Source organism: Aeromicrobium sp. CF4.19, from assembly GCF_051262555.1.
In the GTDB taxonomy this organism is placed as follows: domain Bacteria; phylum Actinomycetota; class Actinomycetes; order Propionibacteriales; family Nocardioidaceae; genus Aeromicrobium.
In genome coordinates, this window is sequence record NZ_JBIMEU010000004.1 from 151,357 (window position 1) to 164,059 (window position 12,703).

General features: G+C 69.9%; 11 protein-coding genes. 2 read left to right on the forward strand and 9 right to left on the reverse strand.

Annotation, left to right across the window (positions count from 1 at the left end):
• Window positions 1–27: 27 nt before the first annotated feature.
• The 6 genes from fusA to ACHAAC_RS10690 form a co-directional block, all read right to left on the reverse strand.
• On the reverse strand, window positions 28–2,139 hold the full coding sequence (gene fusA, locus ACHAAC_RS10665) for an elongation factor G (protein WP_435716211.1): 2,112 nt from the start codon (window positions 2,137–2,139) through the stop codon (window positions 28–30).
• Window positions 2,140–2,209: 70 nt separating this feature from the next.
• Window positions 2,210–2,680: a 30S ribosomal protein S7 gene (rpsG, locus tag ACHAAC_RS10670; protein WP_435716212.1), complete on the reverse strand. Its 471-nt coding sequence runs from the start codon at window positions 2,678–2,680 to the stop codon at window positions 2,210–2,212.
• Complete coding sequence (rpsL, locus tag ACHAAC_RS10675; protein ID WP_435716213.1) at window positions 2,680–3,054, reverse strand: 30S ribosomal protein S12; 375 nt, start codon at window positions 3,052–3,054, stop codon at window positions 2,680–2,682. Before rpsL ends, rpsG begins: the two co-directional genes overlap by 1 nt.
• Before the next feature lie 147 nt (window positions 3,055–3,201).
• Entirely contained in the window at window positions 3,202–6,162 is a 2,961-nt protein-coding gene (locus ACHAAC_RS10680) for an FAD-binding and (Fe-S)-binding domain-containing protein (RefSeq protein WP_435716400.1), read from the reverse strand.
• A complete protein-coding gene (locus ACHAAC_RS10685) occupies window positions 6,159–7,460 on the reverse strand; it encodes a hydroxyacid-oxoacid transhydrogenase (RefSeq protein WP_435716214.1) in 1,302 nt (433 codons plus the stop codon). The genes ACHAAC_RS10680 and ACHAAC_RS10685 overlap by 4 nt, the downstream gene beginning before the upstream one ends.
• Entirely contained in the window at window positions 7,457–8,155 is a 699-nt protein-coding gene (locus ACHAAC_RS10690) for a GntR family transcriptional regulator (RefSeq protein WP_435716215.1), read from the reverse strand. The genes ACHAAC_RS10685 and ACHAAC_RS10690 overlap by 4 nt, the downstream gene beginning before the upstream one ends.
• A gap of 206 nt (window positions 8,156–8,361) precedes the next feature.
• Between ACHAAC_RS10690 and ACHAAC_RS10695 the strand changes: the two genes are divergently transcribed.
• Window positions 8,362–9,534 carry a hypothetical protein gene (locus tag ACHAAC_RS10695; protein WP_435716216.1) on the forward strand — a complete coding sequence of 391 codons (1,173 nt, stop codon included), beginning with the start codon at window positions 8,362–8,364 and terminating at the stop codon, window positions 9,532–9,534.
• On the opposite strand, the gene ACHAAC_RS10700 is transcribed toward ACHAAC_RS10695, so the two are convergent.
• Entirely contained in the window at window positions 9,462–10,004 is a 543-nt protein-coding gene (locus tag ACHAAC_RS10700; protein WP_435716217.1) for an NUDIX hydrolase, read from the reverse strand. The two genes, ACHAAC_RS10695 and ACHAAC_RS10700, sit on opposite strands and share 73 nt — an antisense overlap.
• 40 nt (window positions 10,005–10,044) lie before the next feature.
• Here ACHAAC_RS10700 and ACHAAC_RS10705 point away from each other — a divergent pair, with 40 nt between their 5' ends.
• On the forward strand, window positions 10,045–11,124 hold the full coding sequence (locus tag ACHAAC_RS10705; protein WP_435716218.1) for an acyltransferase family protein: 1,080 nt from the start codon (window positions 10,045–10,047) through the stop codon (window positions 11,122–11,124).
• Window positions 11,125–11,128: 4 nt separating this feature from the next.
• On the opposite strand, the gene ACHAAC_RS10710 is transcribed toward ACHAAC_RS10705, so the two are convergent.
• Window positions 11,129–11,704, reverse strand: coding sequence for a hypothetical protein (locus ACHAAC_RS10710; RefSeq protein WP_435716219.1), 576 nt, complete (start codon window positions 11,702–11,704; stop codon window positions 11,129–11,131).
• Between the two features lie 85 nt (window positions 11,705–11,789).
• Window positions 11,790–12,629: a hypothetical protein gene (locus tag ACHAAC_RS10715; protein WP_435716220.1), complete on the reverse strand. Its 840-nt coding sequence runs from the start codon at window positions 12,627–12,629 to the stop codon at window positions 11,790–11,792.
• Between the last annotated feature and the right edge of the window lie 74 nt (window positions 12,630–12,703).

Below are 12,703 nucleotides of genomic sequence, written 5' to 3' on the forward strand. Positions count from 1 at the left end.
CGAGCCATCCTAGGGGACGGACCGCCGCTACTCGCCGCGGGCCTTCTTGATGATCTCCTCCGCGACGGCCTTGGGAACCTCGGCGTAAGAGTCGAACTGCATCGAGTATGACGCACGGCCGGAGGTCTTGGACCTCAGGTCGCCGACGTACCCGAACATCTCGGAGAGCGGCACGAGCGCCTTGACGAGCTTGGCGCCTCCGTACCCCTCCTCCATGGACTGGACCTGGCCACGGCGCGAGTTGATGTCGCCGATGACGTCGCCCATGTAGTCCTCGGGCGTGGTCACCTCAACGGCGAACATCGGCTCCAGCAGCGTCGGCTGGGCCTGGCGTGCGGCCTCCTTGAAGGCCATGTTGCCCGCCAGCTTGAACGCGAGCTCGCTGGAGTCGACGTCGTGGTAGGCGCCGTCCTCGAGCGTGAACTTCACGTCGACCATGGGGTACCCGGCGAGCACGCCGAACTCCATGGCGCCCTGGCCGCCGGCGTCCACCGAGGGGATGTACTCCTTGGGGACGCGACCACCGGTGACCTCGTTGGCGAACTCGTAACCGCCCTCGCCTCCGGCGTCGGGGCCGTTGGGCGCCAGGCCGATGACGACCTTGGCGAACTGGCCCGAGCCACCGGTCTGCTTCTTGTGCGTGTAGCTGTGACCGGTGATGGTCTTCTTGAGCGTCTCGCGGTAGGCCACCTGCGGCTTGCCGACGTTGGCCTCGACGCGGAACTCGCGCTTCATGCGGTCCACGAGGATGTCGAGGTGCAGCTCGCCCATGCCGGCGATGATCGTCTGGCCGGTCTCCTCGTCGGTGTGGACCTGGAACGTCGGGTCCTCCTCGGCGAGCTTCTGGATGGCGACGCCGAGCTTCTCCTGGTCGCTCTTGGTCTTGGGCTCGATGGCGACCTGGATGACCGGCGCGGGGAAGGTCATCGACTCCAGGACGATCGGCTTGGCCGAGTCGGCCAAGGTCTCGCCCGTGGTGGTGTCCTTCAGGCCCATGACGGCCACGATCTGCCCGGCGCCGACCGACGCGATCTCCTCGCGCTTGTTGGAGTGCATCTGGTAGATCTTGCCGATCCGCTCCTTGCGACCCTTGGTCACGTTGAGCACCTGCGTCCCGGCCTCCAGGCGTCCGGAGTAGACCCGGACGTAGGTCAGCTTGCCCAGGTGCGGGTCGGTCGCGATCTTGAACGCCAGCCCGGCGAGCGGAGCGTCGTCCGTCGGCGGACGGGAGTCCTGCAGGTCCTCGTCCTTGGCGTCGTGCCCGACGACGTCACCGACGTCGATCGGCGAGGGAAGGTACTTGATGACGGCGTCGAGCAGGGGCTGGACGCCCTTGTTCTTGAACGCCGTGCCGCACAGGACCGGCGTCAGGGTCGCGGCCAGCGTGGCGCGACGGATGGCCGCCTCCAGCGTCTCCACGCTGATGTCCTCGCCGTCGAGGAACGCCTCGGCGATCTCGTCGTCGACGTCGGAGAGGGTCTCCAGCAGGGTCTCGCGAGCCTCGGCGGCCTCGTCGGCGAGCTCGGCCGGGATCTCCTCGACCTCGTAGTCCTCGCCGATGCTGACCTCGCCGCGCCAGGTCAGGGCGCGCATGCCGACGAGGTCGACGACGCCCTGGAAGTCCGCCTCCGCACCGATGGGCAGCTGCAGGACGAGCGGCTTGGCGCCGAGGCGCTCACGGATCGTCTTGACGCAGAAGTCGAACGACGCGCCCGTACGGTCCAGCTTGTTGACGAAGCACATGCGCGGGACGCCGTACTTGTCAGCCTGGCGCCACACGGTCTCCGACTGCGGCTCGACACCGGCGACACCGTCGAAGACGGCGACGGCGCCGTCGAGGACGCGCAGCGAGCGCTCGACCTCGACGGTGAAGTCGACGTGCCCGGGGGTGTCGATGATGTTGATCTGCGTGTTCTTCCACCAGCAGGTCGTCGCGGCGGACGTGATGGTGATGCCGCGCTCCTGCTCCTGCTCCATCCAGTCCATCGTGGCGCCACCGTCGTGGACCTCACCGATCTTGTACGTGATGCCGGTGTAGAAGAGGATGCGCTCGGTCGTCGTCGTCTTGCCGGCATCGATGTGCGCCATGATGCCGATGTTGCGGACGCGCTTCAGATCGGTGGTGATGTCGGTTGCCATGGAGGCTGAACTCTTTCCTAGACAGGTTCGTGAGAGGGCCGCGAGCAGGCTCGCTCAGGGAGCGGGACGCTTACCAGCGGTAGTGGGCGAAGGCGCGGTTGGCCTCGGCCATCTTGTGCGTGTCCTCGCGCTTCTTGACGCTGCCGCCCAGGCCGTTGCTGGCGTCGAGCAGCTCGTTCTGCAGACGCTCGGCCATCGTCTTCTCGCGGCGCTCACCGGAGTACTTGACGAGCCAGCGCAGCGCGAGGGTCGTCTGACGGGCCGGACGGACCTCGATCGGCACCTGGTAGGTGGCACCGCCGACGCGACGGCTCTTGACCTCCAGGCTCGGCTTGACGTTGTCCAGCGCGCGCTTGAGCGTGACGACCGGGTCGGTGCCGGACTTCTCCAGGGAGCCCTCCAGCGCGCCGTACACGATGCGCTGGGCAGTCTGCTTCTTGCCGTCGACGAGGATCTTGTTGATCAGCATCGTGACGAGCTGGTTGCTGTAGACCGGATCGGTCTCTGGAATCCGCTTGACTGCGGGACCCTTGCGAGGCATCAGCTCTTCTCCTTCTTCGCGCCGTAACGGCTGCGAGCCTGCTTGCGGCCCTTGACGGCCTGGGTGTCGAGGGAGCCGCGCACGATCTTGTAGCGGACACCGGGAAGGTCCTTCACACGACCACCACGGACGAGCACGATCGAGTGCTCCTGAAGGTTGTGACCCTCACCGGGGATGTATGCGGTGACCTCGGTGCCGCTGGAGAGCCGCACACGAGCAACCTTGCGCAGCGCGGAGTTCGGCTTCTTGGGCGTCGTGGTGTACACGCGAGTGCACACGCCACGGCGCTGGGGTGATCCCTTGAGAGCCGGGGTGGTCGTCTTGACGACCTTGCGCTCGCGGCCCTTGCGGACCAGCTGGTTGATCGTGGGCACTACGTCTTCCTTCGTTCGGTTCGAGGATGCGCCGCCCACGCCGCCACGGCACGAGAAATGCTCGGCATTGCGGTGGGCACGACGTTCGGCCCGACAGACGTCAGGCACGAAGACCAAGACTACCGGCCACGCCTGCGCCGGTCAAAATCAGCGGACTCCGGTGGGGCCGGCCGCTCGCCCCGCGAGCAGCTCGGCGAGGTGCAGGGCCCTGACGTCGACGAGATCGTCGAGCTGGGTGCGGCAGCTGAAGCCGTCGGCCAGGACGACGGCACCCGGCCCGGCCGATCGCACGGCGGGCAGCAGCTGGTGCTCGGCGACTGCGACGGAGACCTCGTAGTGCCCCTTCTCGACACCGAAGTTCCCCGCCAGGCCGCAACACCCGGCGAGGGTGGTGATGTCGGCGCCGCTGCGCTCGAGCACCCTGCGATCGGCCTCGAAGCCCAGGATGGAGGCTTGGTGGCAGTGCGGCTGCACGACCAGCTCGGTGCCACTCAGGTCCGGCGGAGACCATCCGTCGGTCCGCTCGAGCAGCTCCGCGAAGGTGTGGACACCATTCGCCACGGCCACCGCGCGCGGGTCGTCGGTGAGCTCGACGGCGTCGGAGCGCAGGACCGACAGGCAGGAGGGCTCCAGCCCGACGACCGGCACGCCCGCCTCCACATAGGGGTGCAGCTGCTCGACGGCCCGCTGGACGAGCGTCCGGGCCGTGTCCAGCTGACCGGTCGTGATCCAGGTGAGACCACAGCACTGGGGGCGTCGCAGGACCTCCACGGCGTACCCGGCCGACTCCAGGACGTCGACGGCAGCGCGACCGGCGTCCGTGGAGAAGTACTCCGTGAACGAGTCGGCCCACAGCAGCACCCTGGGCCGCTCATCGCGAGCCGTTGGGGCGTGGCGGCTGCGCGCGAGCCGCCCGAATCGGCGCGTGGCGAACGTCGGCAGGCTGCGACGCTGATCGACGCCGGCGACCCAGCGCGCGACGTGCACCAGGCCCGGCACCCGAAGAGTCAGGTTGGCCAGCCGCGCGACCGGTGACGTGAGTCGGGCCCACAGGGGCAGCCGACCCAGGACGTAGTGACTGCGCGGTCGCAGCCGGCGCCGGTACGTCTGGTGCAGGACCTCGGACTTGTAGGTCGCCATGTCGATGCCGGTGGGGCAGTCGTTGACGCAGCCCTTGCAGGACAGGCACAGGTCGAGGGCGTCGTGCACCTCCGGGGAGCGATAGCCCTTCCCGACCAGTCGTCCGTCGACCATCTCCTGCAGGACCCGTGCCCGGCCGCGGGTGGAGTCCTTCTCGTCGCGCGTGGCCTGGAAGGAGGGACACATGACCCCGCCGGTGGCACGGTTGTCGGCCAGGCACTTGCCGACGCCGGTGCAGCGGTGGACGGCAGCGCCGAGGTCACCGTCGTCGTGCAGGAGCCGCAGGCCGGCGCGGGTGCGCTGCAGACCGGGCTCCCAGCCACGGCCCTGGCCTCGCAAGTCCTCATCGAGCGGTCGCGCACCGAAGCCGCCGGGGTGCCGGGCCCCGTCGAGGCTCTGTCCCCCGGGGCTCTCCCCTGTCGCCGGCTGCGGGGACACCAGGTTGCCGGGGTTCATCAGGTCGTCGGGGTCGAGGACGTGCTTGACGGCCCCGAACAGCGCCATCGCCGCGTCCGAGTACATCAGCGGCAGGAGCTCGGAGCGGGCCCGGCCGTCGCCGTGCTCGCCGGAGAAGGACCCGCCGTGGCCTGCGGTGAGCCGAGCGGCATCGGTGACGAAGTCCCGGTAGACCGCTGTTCCCCCGGGCTCGTCGAGCGGGAAGTCGATGCGGACGTGCACGCACCCGTCGCCGAAGTGACCGAACGGGACCCCGTGGACCCCGTGCTGCTCCATGAGCGCCTCGAACCCGCGCAGGTAGCGGCCCAGCTCCTCGGGCGGGACCGCGGCGTCCTCCCAGCCGGAGAGCGCCGGGCGGTCCAGGGCACGGCCTGCCAGGCCGGCACCCTCCTCACGGATGCGCCACAGGACGCCCTGCTCGACGGGCGAGGTGACATGACGGTGGCCGAGCGCCCCGGCGGCCGCCACGACTCGCTCCCCCAGCGCCGCGAGCTCGCCTGCATCGTCACCGGAGAGCTCGACGTAGAGGAAGCCGCCGCCGGCGGGCAGCTCAGGGACCGACGACGGTCCCTTGGCCGCGCGGTAGACCTCCACGATGCGCGCCCCGAGACCTTCGCACGCCGTCGGGCCGAAGGGGAGGACGGCCGGGACGTGGTCCGCTGCCTCCGCCATCGTGGGGTATCCGAGCACCACCAGGTGGCGCGCGGCCGGGACGGGGACGAGGTCGATCGTCGCACCCAGCAGGACCCCGAGGGTCCCCTCGGTGCCGGCCATGAACGACGCGACGTCGAAGCCCCGCTCGGGGAGCAGGTGCTCCAGGCCGTAGCCGGACACCTGACGCCCGAACCGGCCGAGCTCGGTACGGACCGTGGCGAGGTCGGAGGCGACGACGGCACGCAGCCGCTCCAGCGTCGGGGACGAGACGGCCAGGTCGCGGCCCACGGCCAGTCGCTCCCCGGTGCCGGTGAGGAGGTCGAGGGCCGCCACGTTGTCCGCGCTGCGCCCGTAGCCGAGCGCCCTGTTCCCGCAGGCGTTGTTCCCGATCATCCCGCCGACGGTGCAGCGCGTGTGGGTGGACGGGTCGGGCCCGTACCGCAGGCCGTGCTGTCCGGCGGACTTCTGCAGCACTGCGTGCACGACGCCCGGATCGACCCGAGCGGTCCGGGTCTGCGGATCCACCTCGTGGACGCGGTTCAGGTACTTGGAGAGATCCACGACGATGCCGGTCCCGACCGCGTTGCCCGCGATCGACGTGCCGGCGCCCCGGGGGGTGACGGGCACGCCCGTCTCCCGAGCGGCGGCGACGACGGCCTCCACCTCCTCCACGTGCCGCGGGCGGACGACGACCTCGGGCACGACGCGGTACAGGGAGGCGTCGGTGCTGTACAGCGCCCGGGTGAGAGAGGAGTCATCAACGTCGGCCACACCGTGACGACGCAGGGCCGAGACGACGTCGCCGGCGGCCTGCTCGTCGCCGAGCTGCCCGGTCCCCGGGTCGGCCTCGACGCTCACCACAGCTCGATCGAACGGTGCAGGATGCCCGCCACGTCCTCCACCGTGACGGCGCGCGGGGCGGTGGCGAGCAGGCGTTCCTGCTTCATCGCCCCCTCGGCCAGCGAGCTGACGTCAGCCCCGGTGAAGCCGACGGCACCGAGCCCTGGCGGGATGCCGACGTCACGCATGACGTCGGTCAGGACGCCGGGCAGGAAGTCCACCGCGGCGTCGGGACGGTCCGCACCGGGCGCCAAGAGCTCAGCGGCACGCACGTGCCGGTCGGGGGCAGCCTCGAAGGTGTGGCGGAACGCCTCGGGAGCCGTCAGAGAGACGGCCATGCCGTGCGGCACCAGTCCATGGTCGGCCTCGCCGGCGGGCGCCGGGTAGTCGGCGGGGCGGAACGCCCGGACCTGGCCGGCGATCGGGTACGCGTTGGCGTGCGGGATGTGCACCCCGGCGTTGCCGAAGCCGAGGCCGGCGAACGTCGCAGCCATCGCCACGTCCATGCGGGCGGCCTCGTCGTCGCCGTCGCGGACCGCACGCCGAAACGAGCCGGCCATCAGCGCCAGCGCCTTCTCGCACCACAGGTCGGCCACCGGGTTGGACCCGCAGTACGGGACCCGCTGGTCGGCCCGCTTGGCCTCGTAGGAGGTGTACGGACGCGCCGTGTAGCTCTCCAGTGCGTGGCACAGGATGTCCAGGCCCGATGCAGCGGTGACGCCGGCGGGCTGGGTGATCGTGAGCTCGGGATCGACGACGGCAAGCGTCGGCCGCAGGCGAGGGTGCGAGATGCCGGTCTTGACGTGCTGGCTGACGACGTCGAGGACGCAGATCGTGGTGCTCTCGCTGCCGGTGCCCGTGGTGGTGGGCACGGCGACGAGCGGCAGCAGCGGGTTGCCCGGCGCCCGCGCACCGCCGACCGGGGCGTTGACGTAGTCCATCAGCTCACCGTCGTTGGTGAGCAGCAGGTCGACGGCCTTGGCGGTGTCGATGCTCGACCCACCGCCGACGGCGAGCACGGCGTCGAACGGCGCGGCGGCACGGGCGAACTCGACCGCCTCCACAAGGCTGGCATCGGTGGGCTCCACCCGGCTGCGATCGAAGACGACGACCTCGATCCCGTCCCGCCCGAGAGTCTCGGCGATCTCGGCGGGGGCCCCGGTGGCGGCGACCCCGGCGTCGGTGACCAGCAGGACCCGGTGGGCGCCGAGCTGGGCGAGGTCGTGGCCCAGCTCGTGCCGGGCGCCCGGGCCGAACTTCAGCTGCGGGGCGCCGTAGGTGAAGACGGACTCGGGGTGGGTGGGCGCAAAGCTCACGACGACTCCTCTGCTCGAGCGGACTCCTGCCAGAGTAGCATGCTACTCGGGTCTCCCCCGGTCTGCTCGATGAGCAGCGATGCCGTGCTCACGAGGTGCTCACGCATCGCCGCCGCGGCGGCGGCGGGGTCCTGACTGAGGATCGACTCCACCACCGGAACGTGCTCGCCGAGGATGTCGTCGAGGTCGCGGGAGCGGTTCACGGTCACGGCTCCACGAGCCTGGATGGACTCACGCCACGCCGCAACCTGCGCCACGAGGCGTGCATTGCCCAAGGCACCGTCCACCGCCGCGTGCAAGGCCCGGTCGTGCCGATCGAACGCCTCCACGTCGCCGCTGCGGGCAGCGGCTCGCAGCCCCGCGAGGTCGTCGCGCAGCCGCGCGGCCAGGTCGTCGTCCAGGTGCCGTGCCGCGTGCACGGCAGCCGGAACCTCCAGCAACAGCCGCAGCTCGAAGACCTCGCGAACGTCGTCCGGTGTCACCGCGCGGACCACGACGCCCCGGTTGCGCTCGATCGTGACCAGCCCGACGTCGGCCAGCCTCAGCACGGCGTCACGCACCGGCGTCCGGGAGACCCCGTGCTGCTCGGCCAGCCGATAGATGGAGTGCCTCGAGCCGGCCTCCATCCGTCCGGAGAGGATCGCGTCCCGCAGGACCGCGAAGACCCGGTCGGTGGCGCTGACGCGGACCGTCATCGTCGTCCCTCGATCCCGCCCTCGTGGGCTCTGGCGATGCTACCGGTGCTCCTGCCCTTCATCCTCACCAAGCACTCTCCCGCGTGCGGTGCGGGAGCGACACCTGTGCCGGGCACGCCCACGAAGTTGGCGCGACCGGGCAGAATGGCTGGGTTGTCGGGTGGGATGATGTACCCCCGATCGTCCGGTCCGCGTCAAGGAGAGACATGAGAAGAACGGCCGCCACGATGGTCACGGCCTGTCTCCTGGTGCTCGCGACCGCGGCGTGCGAGACCCGTACCCAGGACGAGGACCCCGCGCCGGAGGCCACGGCCAGCCCGACCGCCCCCGTCGACGTCAGCGAGTACGAGTCGGGCCCCCAGAGCACCATCGCCTTCGGCCTGGAGGTCCCCAGCGGCGCCGCGCAGCTCGGCCCCCTCGTGCGCATTCGCAGCGAGCGGCTCATCGCCGCCTACCAGCCCGAGCTCGACGCCGCGGAGGCACAGCGCGAGGCTGCCGAGGAGGAGCGGCGTCAGGAGGCCGAGGAGGCCGGCGAGCCGACCCCCGTCGACCCACCCACGCCCAGCACCCAGCCCGAGCAGGACACCTTCGCCCTCGTGGAGGACCCCCCTCGCCCGGACACGGCGATCTCGGTCATGCGCCTGGACGGCTCGCCGACGGCCGCCCTGCGCCTCATGGTCGGACAGATGAACGCCGTCATCCCCGGTGCCGGCCTCCCCAACGACGACATCGGCGAGTACTGCGAGGCGACGGTGCGCCGCATCACCGGTTGCCGGGTCCAGGCCCGTGGGGAGACCACCGGCGGTCAGGACATCCGCATCACGGTGACGGTCGACCCCGGCGACGTCGACACCCGCACCGGTCGCGCCTCGTCCCAGTCCAGGCCGGTCATGACGGCCACGGTCGAGCACGTCGGCGACCCCCGCAGCGGCCAGATCGAGCGTGAGGACGAGGACGTCGACGTCCCCCGGGAGGTCGAGGGCCAGGACCGGTCGGACCTCATCTGGCCCAAGATGGACGAGGACGCGCCCGCGCTCCAGGGCCTGCCGGGCGACTGGGAGATGCCGCTCGCCGGGACGACCCTGCTCTCGGGGGTCTCCCCCACGTTCGTCGCCATCGCGACCGACCGCCCCCGCCAGGCCGACCGCGTGGCGGAGTCGTTCGCCACGGCCGTCGGCGAGCCCACGGTCGACGTCATCGAGGACCTCAACGAGATCACCACCACCTACAGCTCTGTCGACGACCAGGGCAACGTCGCGGTGGCGTCCTACGTGCTCTCGGCGCGCGGCAACTACGCGATGTTGTTCTACACGCCGGAGGGGTCCACCGGGCCGGGCGCCGAGGGCGGCATCGAGCCGTTGGAGCCGGCCGAGCGGTAGTCGTCGAGGCGAGCGACCACATGCTCGACCACGGTCAGGAGCGGTCCCACCTCACCGGCCAGGACCGCGTCGACTTGGCACCACCGGGCCACGTCCGTCGTGCCGCCGACGTCGAGGACCTCCGGGACGGGCAACGCCTCGCCCTGCACGTCGGCCCGGTACACGAGGTGCACGCCGTGGAAGTCCTCGAAGCGGTCCCCTCGACCCTGCTCGACGACGTGCACGTCGTGCACCTCAACGAGAGCGTGCGAGGTCGCGACCAGCCCGGTCTCCTCGTGCAGCTCTCGCACCACCGTGTCGTTCGGGGACTCGCCGTGGTCGACGCCACCACCGGGCAGGGCCCACCACCCCACCGGGTAGCCCACGGCGGAGATCCGAGTGAGCAGGAGGTGCTCGACCCCCGCGGCGTCGGTGCGGAGTACCACCGCGTACGCGCCCAACCTCTGGGTGCGCCGTGCTGCTGATTCCACCTGATCTCCTGTTCGTCCCGGACCACTAGAGTCAACCACGATGAGTCAGCACGATTCCCCGCCCACGACGACCGCTCCCACCAAGGAGCGCGTGGCCTACCTGGACAACGCCCGGTACTGGGTGATGCTGCTCGTCGTCATCGGCCACTCGCTCACGCAGTTCACGCAGATGGACTCCGCGCGCGGTGTCTACACGTGGATCTACGCCTTCCACATGCCGTTCTTCGTCCTGATCTCCGGGTACACCGCGCGTCACTACATGGGCGACGCGCGCCAGACGCGGCGCATCGTGAGCACGCTCGTCGTGCCCTACCTCATCGTCGAGATCTCGATGCAGATGATCATGCGGTACTACACCGACAAGCCCGACCCCTACATGTTCCTCTCCCCGCAGTGGCTGGCGTGGTTCATGGCGGCGTTGTTCGTGTGGCGACTGACCACCCCGATCTGGCGGGCCCTGAAGTACCCCATCGCGACGTCGATCGCCATCTCGCTGCTCGTTGGCCTGATCGAGGTGCCGAACGTCCTCGCACTGCCCAAGATCCTGGGCTTCCTGCCCTTCTACGTCGTGGGCCTGTACATGAGCCGGGAGCGGTTCGAGCGTCTGGCGGACCCGCGCATCCGCATCGCCTCGGCCCTCGTCCTCACCGGCGCCTTCCTGTACTGCTACCGGTACTCATCGAGCTGGACGTTGGACTGGGTGCTGTGGAAGCAGCGCTATGACGAGGAGCCGCTGCTCGCCTCCCCGCTGGAGGGGATGCTGCAGCGAGGTGAGCTGCTCCTCGTCGGCTTCGTGCTGACGTTCGCAGCGCTCTCGCTGATCCCCCGTCGCCGTTCGTGGACCACCTCGCTCGGCGAGCGGACCTTCTACTGCTACCTGCTGCACGGATACCTCATCTTGATCCTGCGCCACCAGTTCGAGGTCTTCGACCGGTTGCAGCCCTACGGGGCGGAGGCCGCGCTCGTCACCATCATTGTGGCCGTGGTCGTGGCCAACCTGCTGATGACCAAGCCCTTCTCGGTGGTCTTCCGACCGATCTTCGAGCCCCGGCTCACCTGGCTTTTCCGCAGCGAGACCCGTGTCACCAAGCCGGTGGGCAACGACGTGGAGAAGGGCTGAGCAGTCAGCCGGCTCGCGTGGCGACGATGATGTCGTTCTCGTCGTAGTCGCCGGTCTCGGGGTCAAGGATGCAGGTGATCACGACGAGACGGTCGGGGTCGTGGCTCCAGATGTCCTGCTCGCCGATCTCGGTCTTGAGGATCTCGAGCTTCTCCTCCACGACATACTGCTCGCCGCGGTAGTCGAGGCTGTCCTCGACCTCGAGGTCGCGGATGCGGTCGCCCGCACACTCACGGTCACGGCACGCGTGCGCGAGGATGTAGTCGGTCCCGCCGTCCTCCGGGTACCCCTCGTCCGCGTCGACGACCTGCCAGAAGTCGTCGCCAGCGTCCGGGGGATTCCACACCGGGGTGTAGGGCATCGTCTGCGTCTCCTCGATGCTGACCTCGGACTCCGGGGTCGGCGTCGGGCTCGCCGACGTCGAGGGGGCGGGCGTGGGTTCCGGCGGTGCGGCCTCGTCGCTCGAGGAGTCGAGCACCCCCGTCAGCACCACGACCAGGACGGCTGCGACGACGAGGAACACCGCCCCGCCGGCGACCCACCAGCGTCGTCGCCGCGACACGTGCTTGCTGTTGCTCATGAGATCAGTCTCCCGACTGCCACCACGAACGAGCGGTGACCCCCGGTCGTCCGGGGATCACCGCTCGTTCGACTGATGGCTCGGGTCAGCGTCCCGTCTCCACGGCGACCGGGCGCGTCGGAGCCTGCGGCTCGTCGGCGTCAGCATCGTCGGCGTCGTCCGCATCCTCATCGGCGTCGTCGTCCTCGTCCGGGGTCTCGGGGAGGCAGTCGCCGGTGCCGAAGTAGGCCGTGTCGCCCAAAGCGCTGAGCGAGTTCACCACCGAGTCGGGCTCGCTGGTGACGCCGACTCCGAGCACCTCGAAGCGCTCTCCCTCCTCGATCCGCTCCGCGAGCTCCTCGAGCAGTGCCTCCGGGTTCTCGAAATCGCCCAGGCTCGTGCCCGTGGAGGTCAGTGCCTGCCCGGGGAGGAGGTGCGTCTCGTCCGTCGTGAATGCATCCTCGTTGCGCACGGTCGAGAACGCCGGTGAATCGTCATCCTCATCCGCGTAGATGAACATCGGGACCTGAAGGGTGACCTCGCCGCTCTCCATGTCGACGGCAAGCGTCTCGAAGACCTCCCTGATCTCCTCGATCGTGTCGGGACGCTCACCAACCGAGAACCCCTTGAGCACCTGCGTGTCGGTGGCGGAGCTTTCGCTGTTCTCCGGCGGCGTCAGGAACTCCACGGAGCACTCGTTGAACGCGAGGCTGTCCTCGGACGTGAGGTCGGTGTTCGCAACGCTGCCGATGTGCCACTGGTCGTAGTTGTAGCCGTCGGTGTCGTCCTCGTCACCGTTCTGGAACCCGGCGATCTCGTTCGGGCCGAGCTGCACGTCCTCCGCGGACGCGGACGTCATGCCGGCCAGGACCAGTGCGGCGGACGCCGCGACGGACCCGAAGGCGACGGCGGTGCCCCTGCGGGCACGCGTGGAGGTGATGTTCATGGAGGCCTCTCGAAGGTTCAGGATCAGGTCTCGTGCGGGCATCGGCTCACGGCCGAGCAACAACCGCCGACGGT

Excerpts from the sequence above, each read along its gene's own strand:
- ACHAAC_RS10710 (WP_435716219.1), bottom strand. The coding sequence starts at position 11,704 with ATGAGCAACAGCAAGCACGTGTCGCGGCGACGACGCTGGTGGGTCGCC.
- fusA (WP_435716211.1), bottom strand. The coding sequence starts at position 2,139 with ATGGCAACCGACATCACCACCGATCTGAAGCGCGTCCGCAACATCGGC.
- ACHAAC_RS10690 (WP_435716215.1), bottom strand. The coding sequence starts at position 8,155 with ATGACGGTCCGCGTCAGCGCCACCGACCGGGTCTTCGCGGTCCTGCGG.
- rpsG (WP_435716212.1), bottom strand. The coding sequence starts at position 2,680 with ATGCCTCGCAAGGGTCCCGCAGTCAAGCGGATTCCAGAGACCGATCCG.
- ACHAAC_RS10695 (WP_435716216.1), top strand. The coding sequence starts at position 8,362 with ATGAGAAGAACGGCCGCCACGATGGTCACGGCCTGTCTCCTGGTGCTC.
- ACHAAC_RS10705 (WP_435716218.1), top strand. The coding sequence starts at position 10,045 with ATGAGTCAGCACGATTCCCCGCCCACGACGACCGCTCCCACCAAGGAG.
- ACHAAC_RS10715 (WP_435716220.1), bottom strand. The coding sequence starts at position 12,629 with ATGAACATCACCTCCACGCGTGCCCGCAGGGGCACCGCCGTCGCCTTC.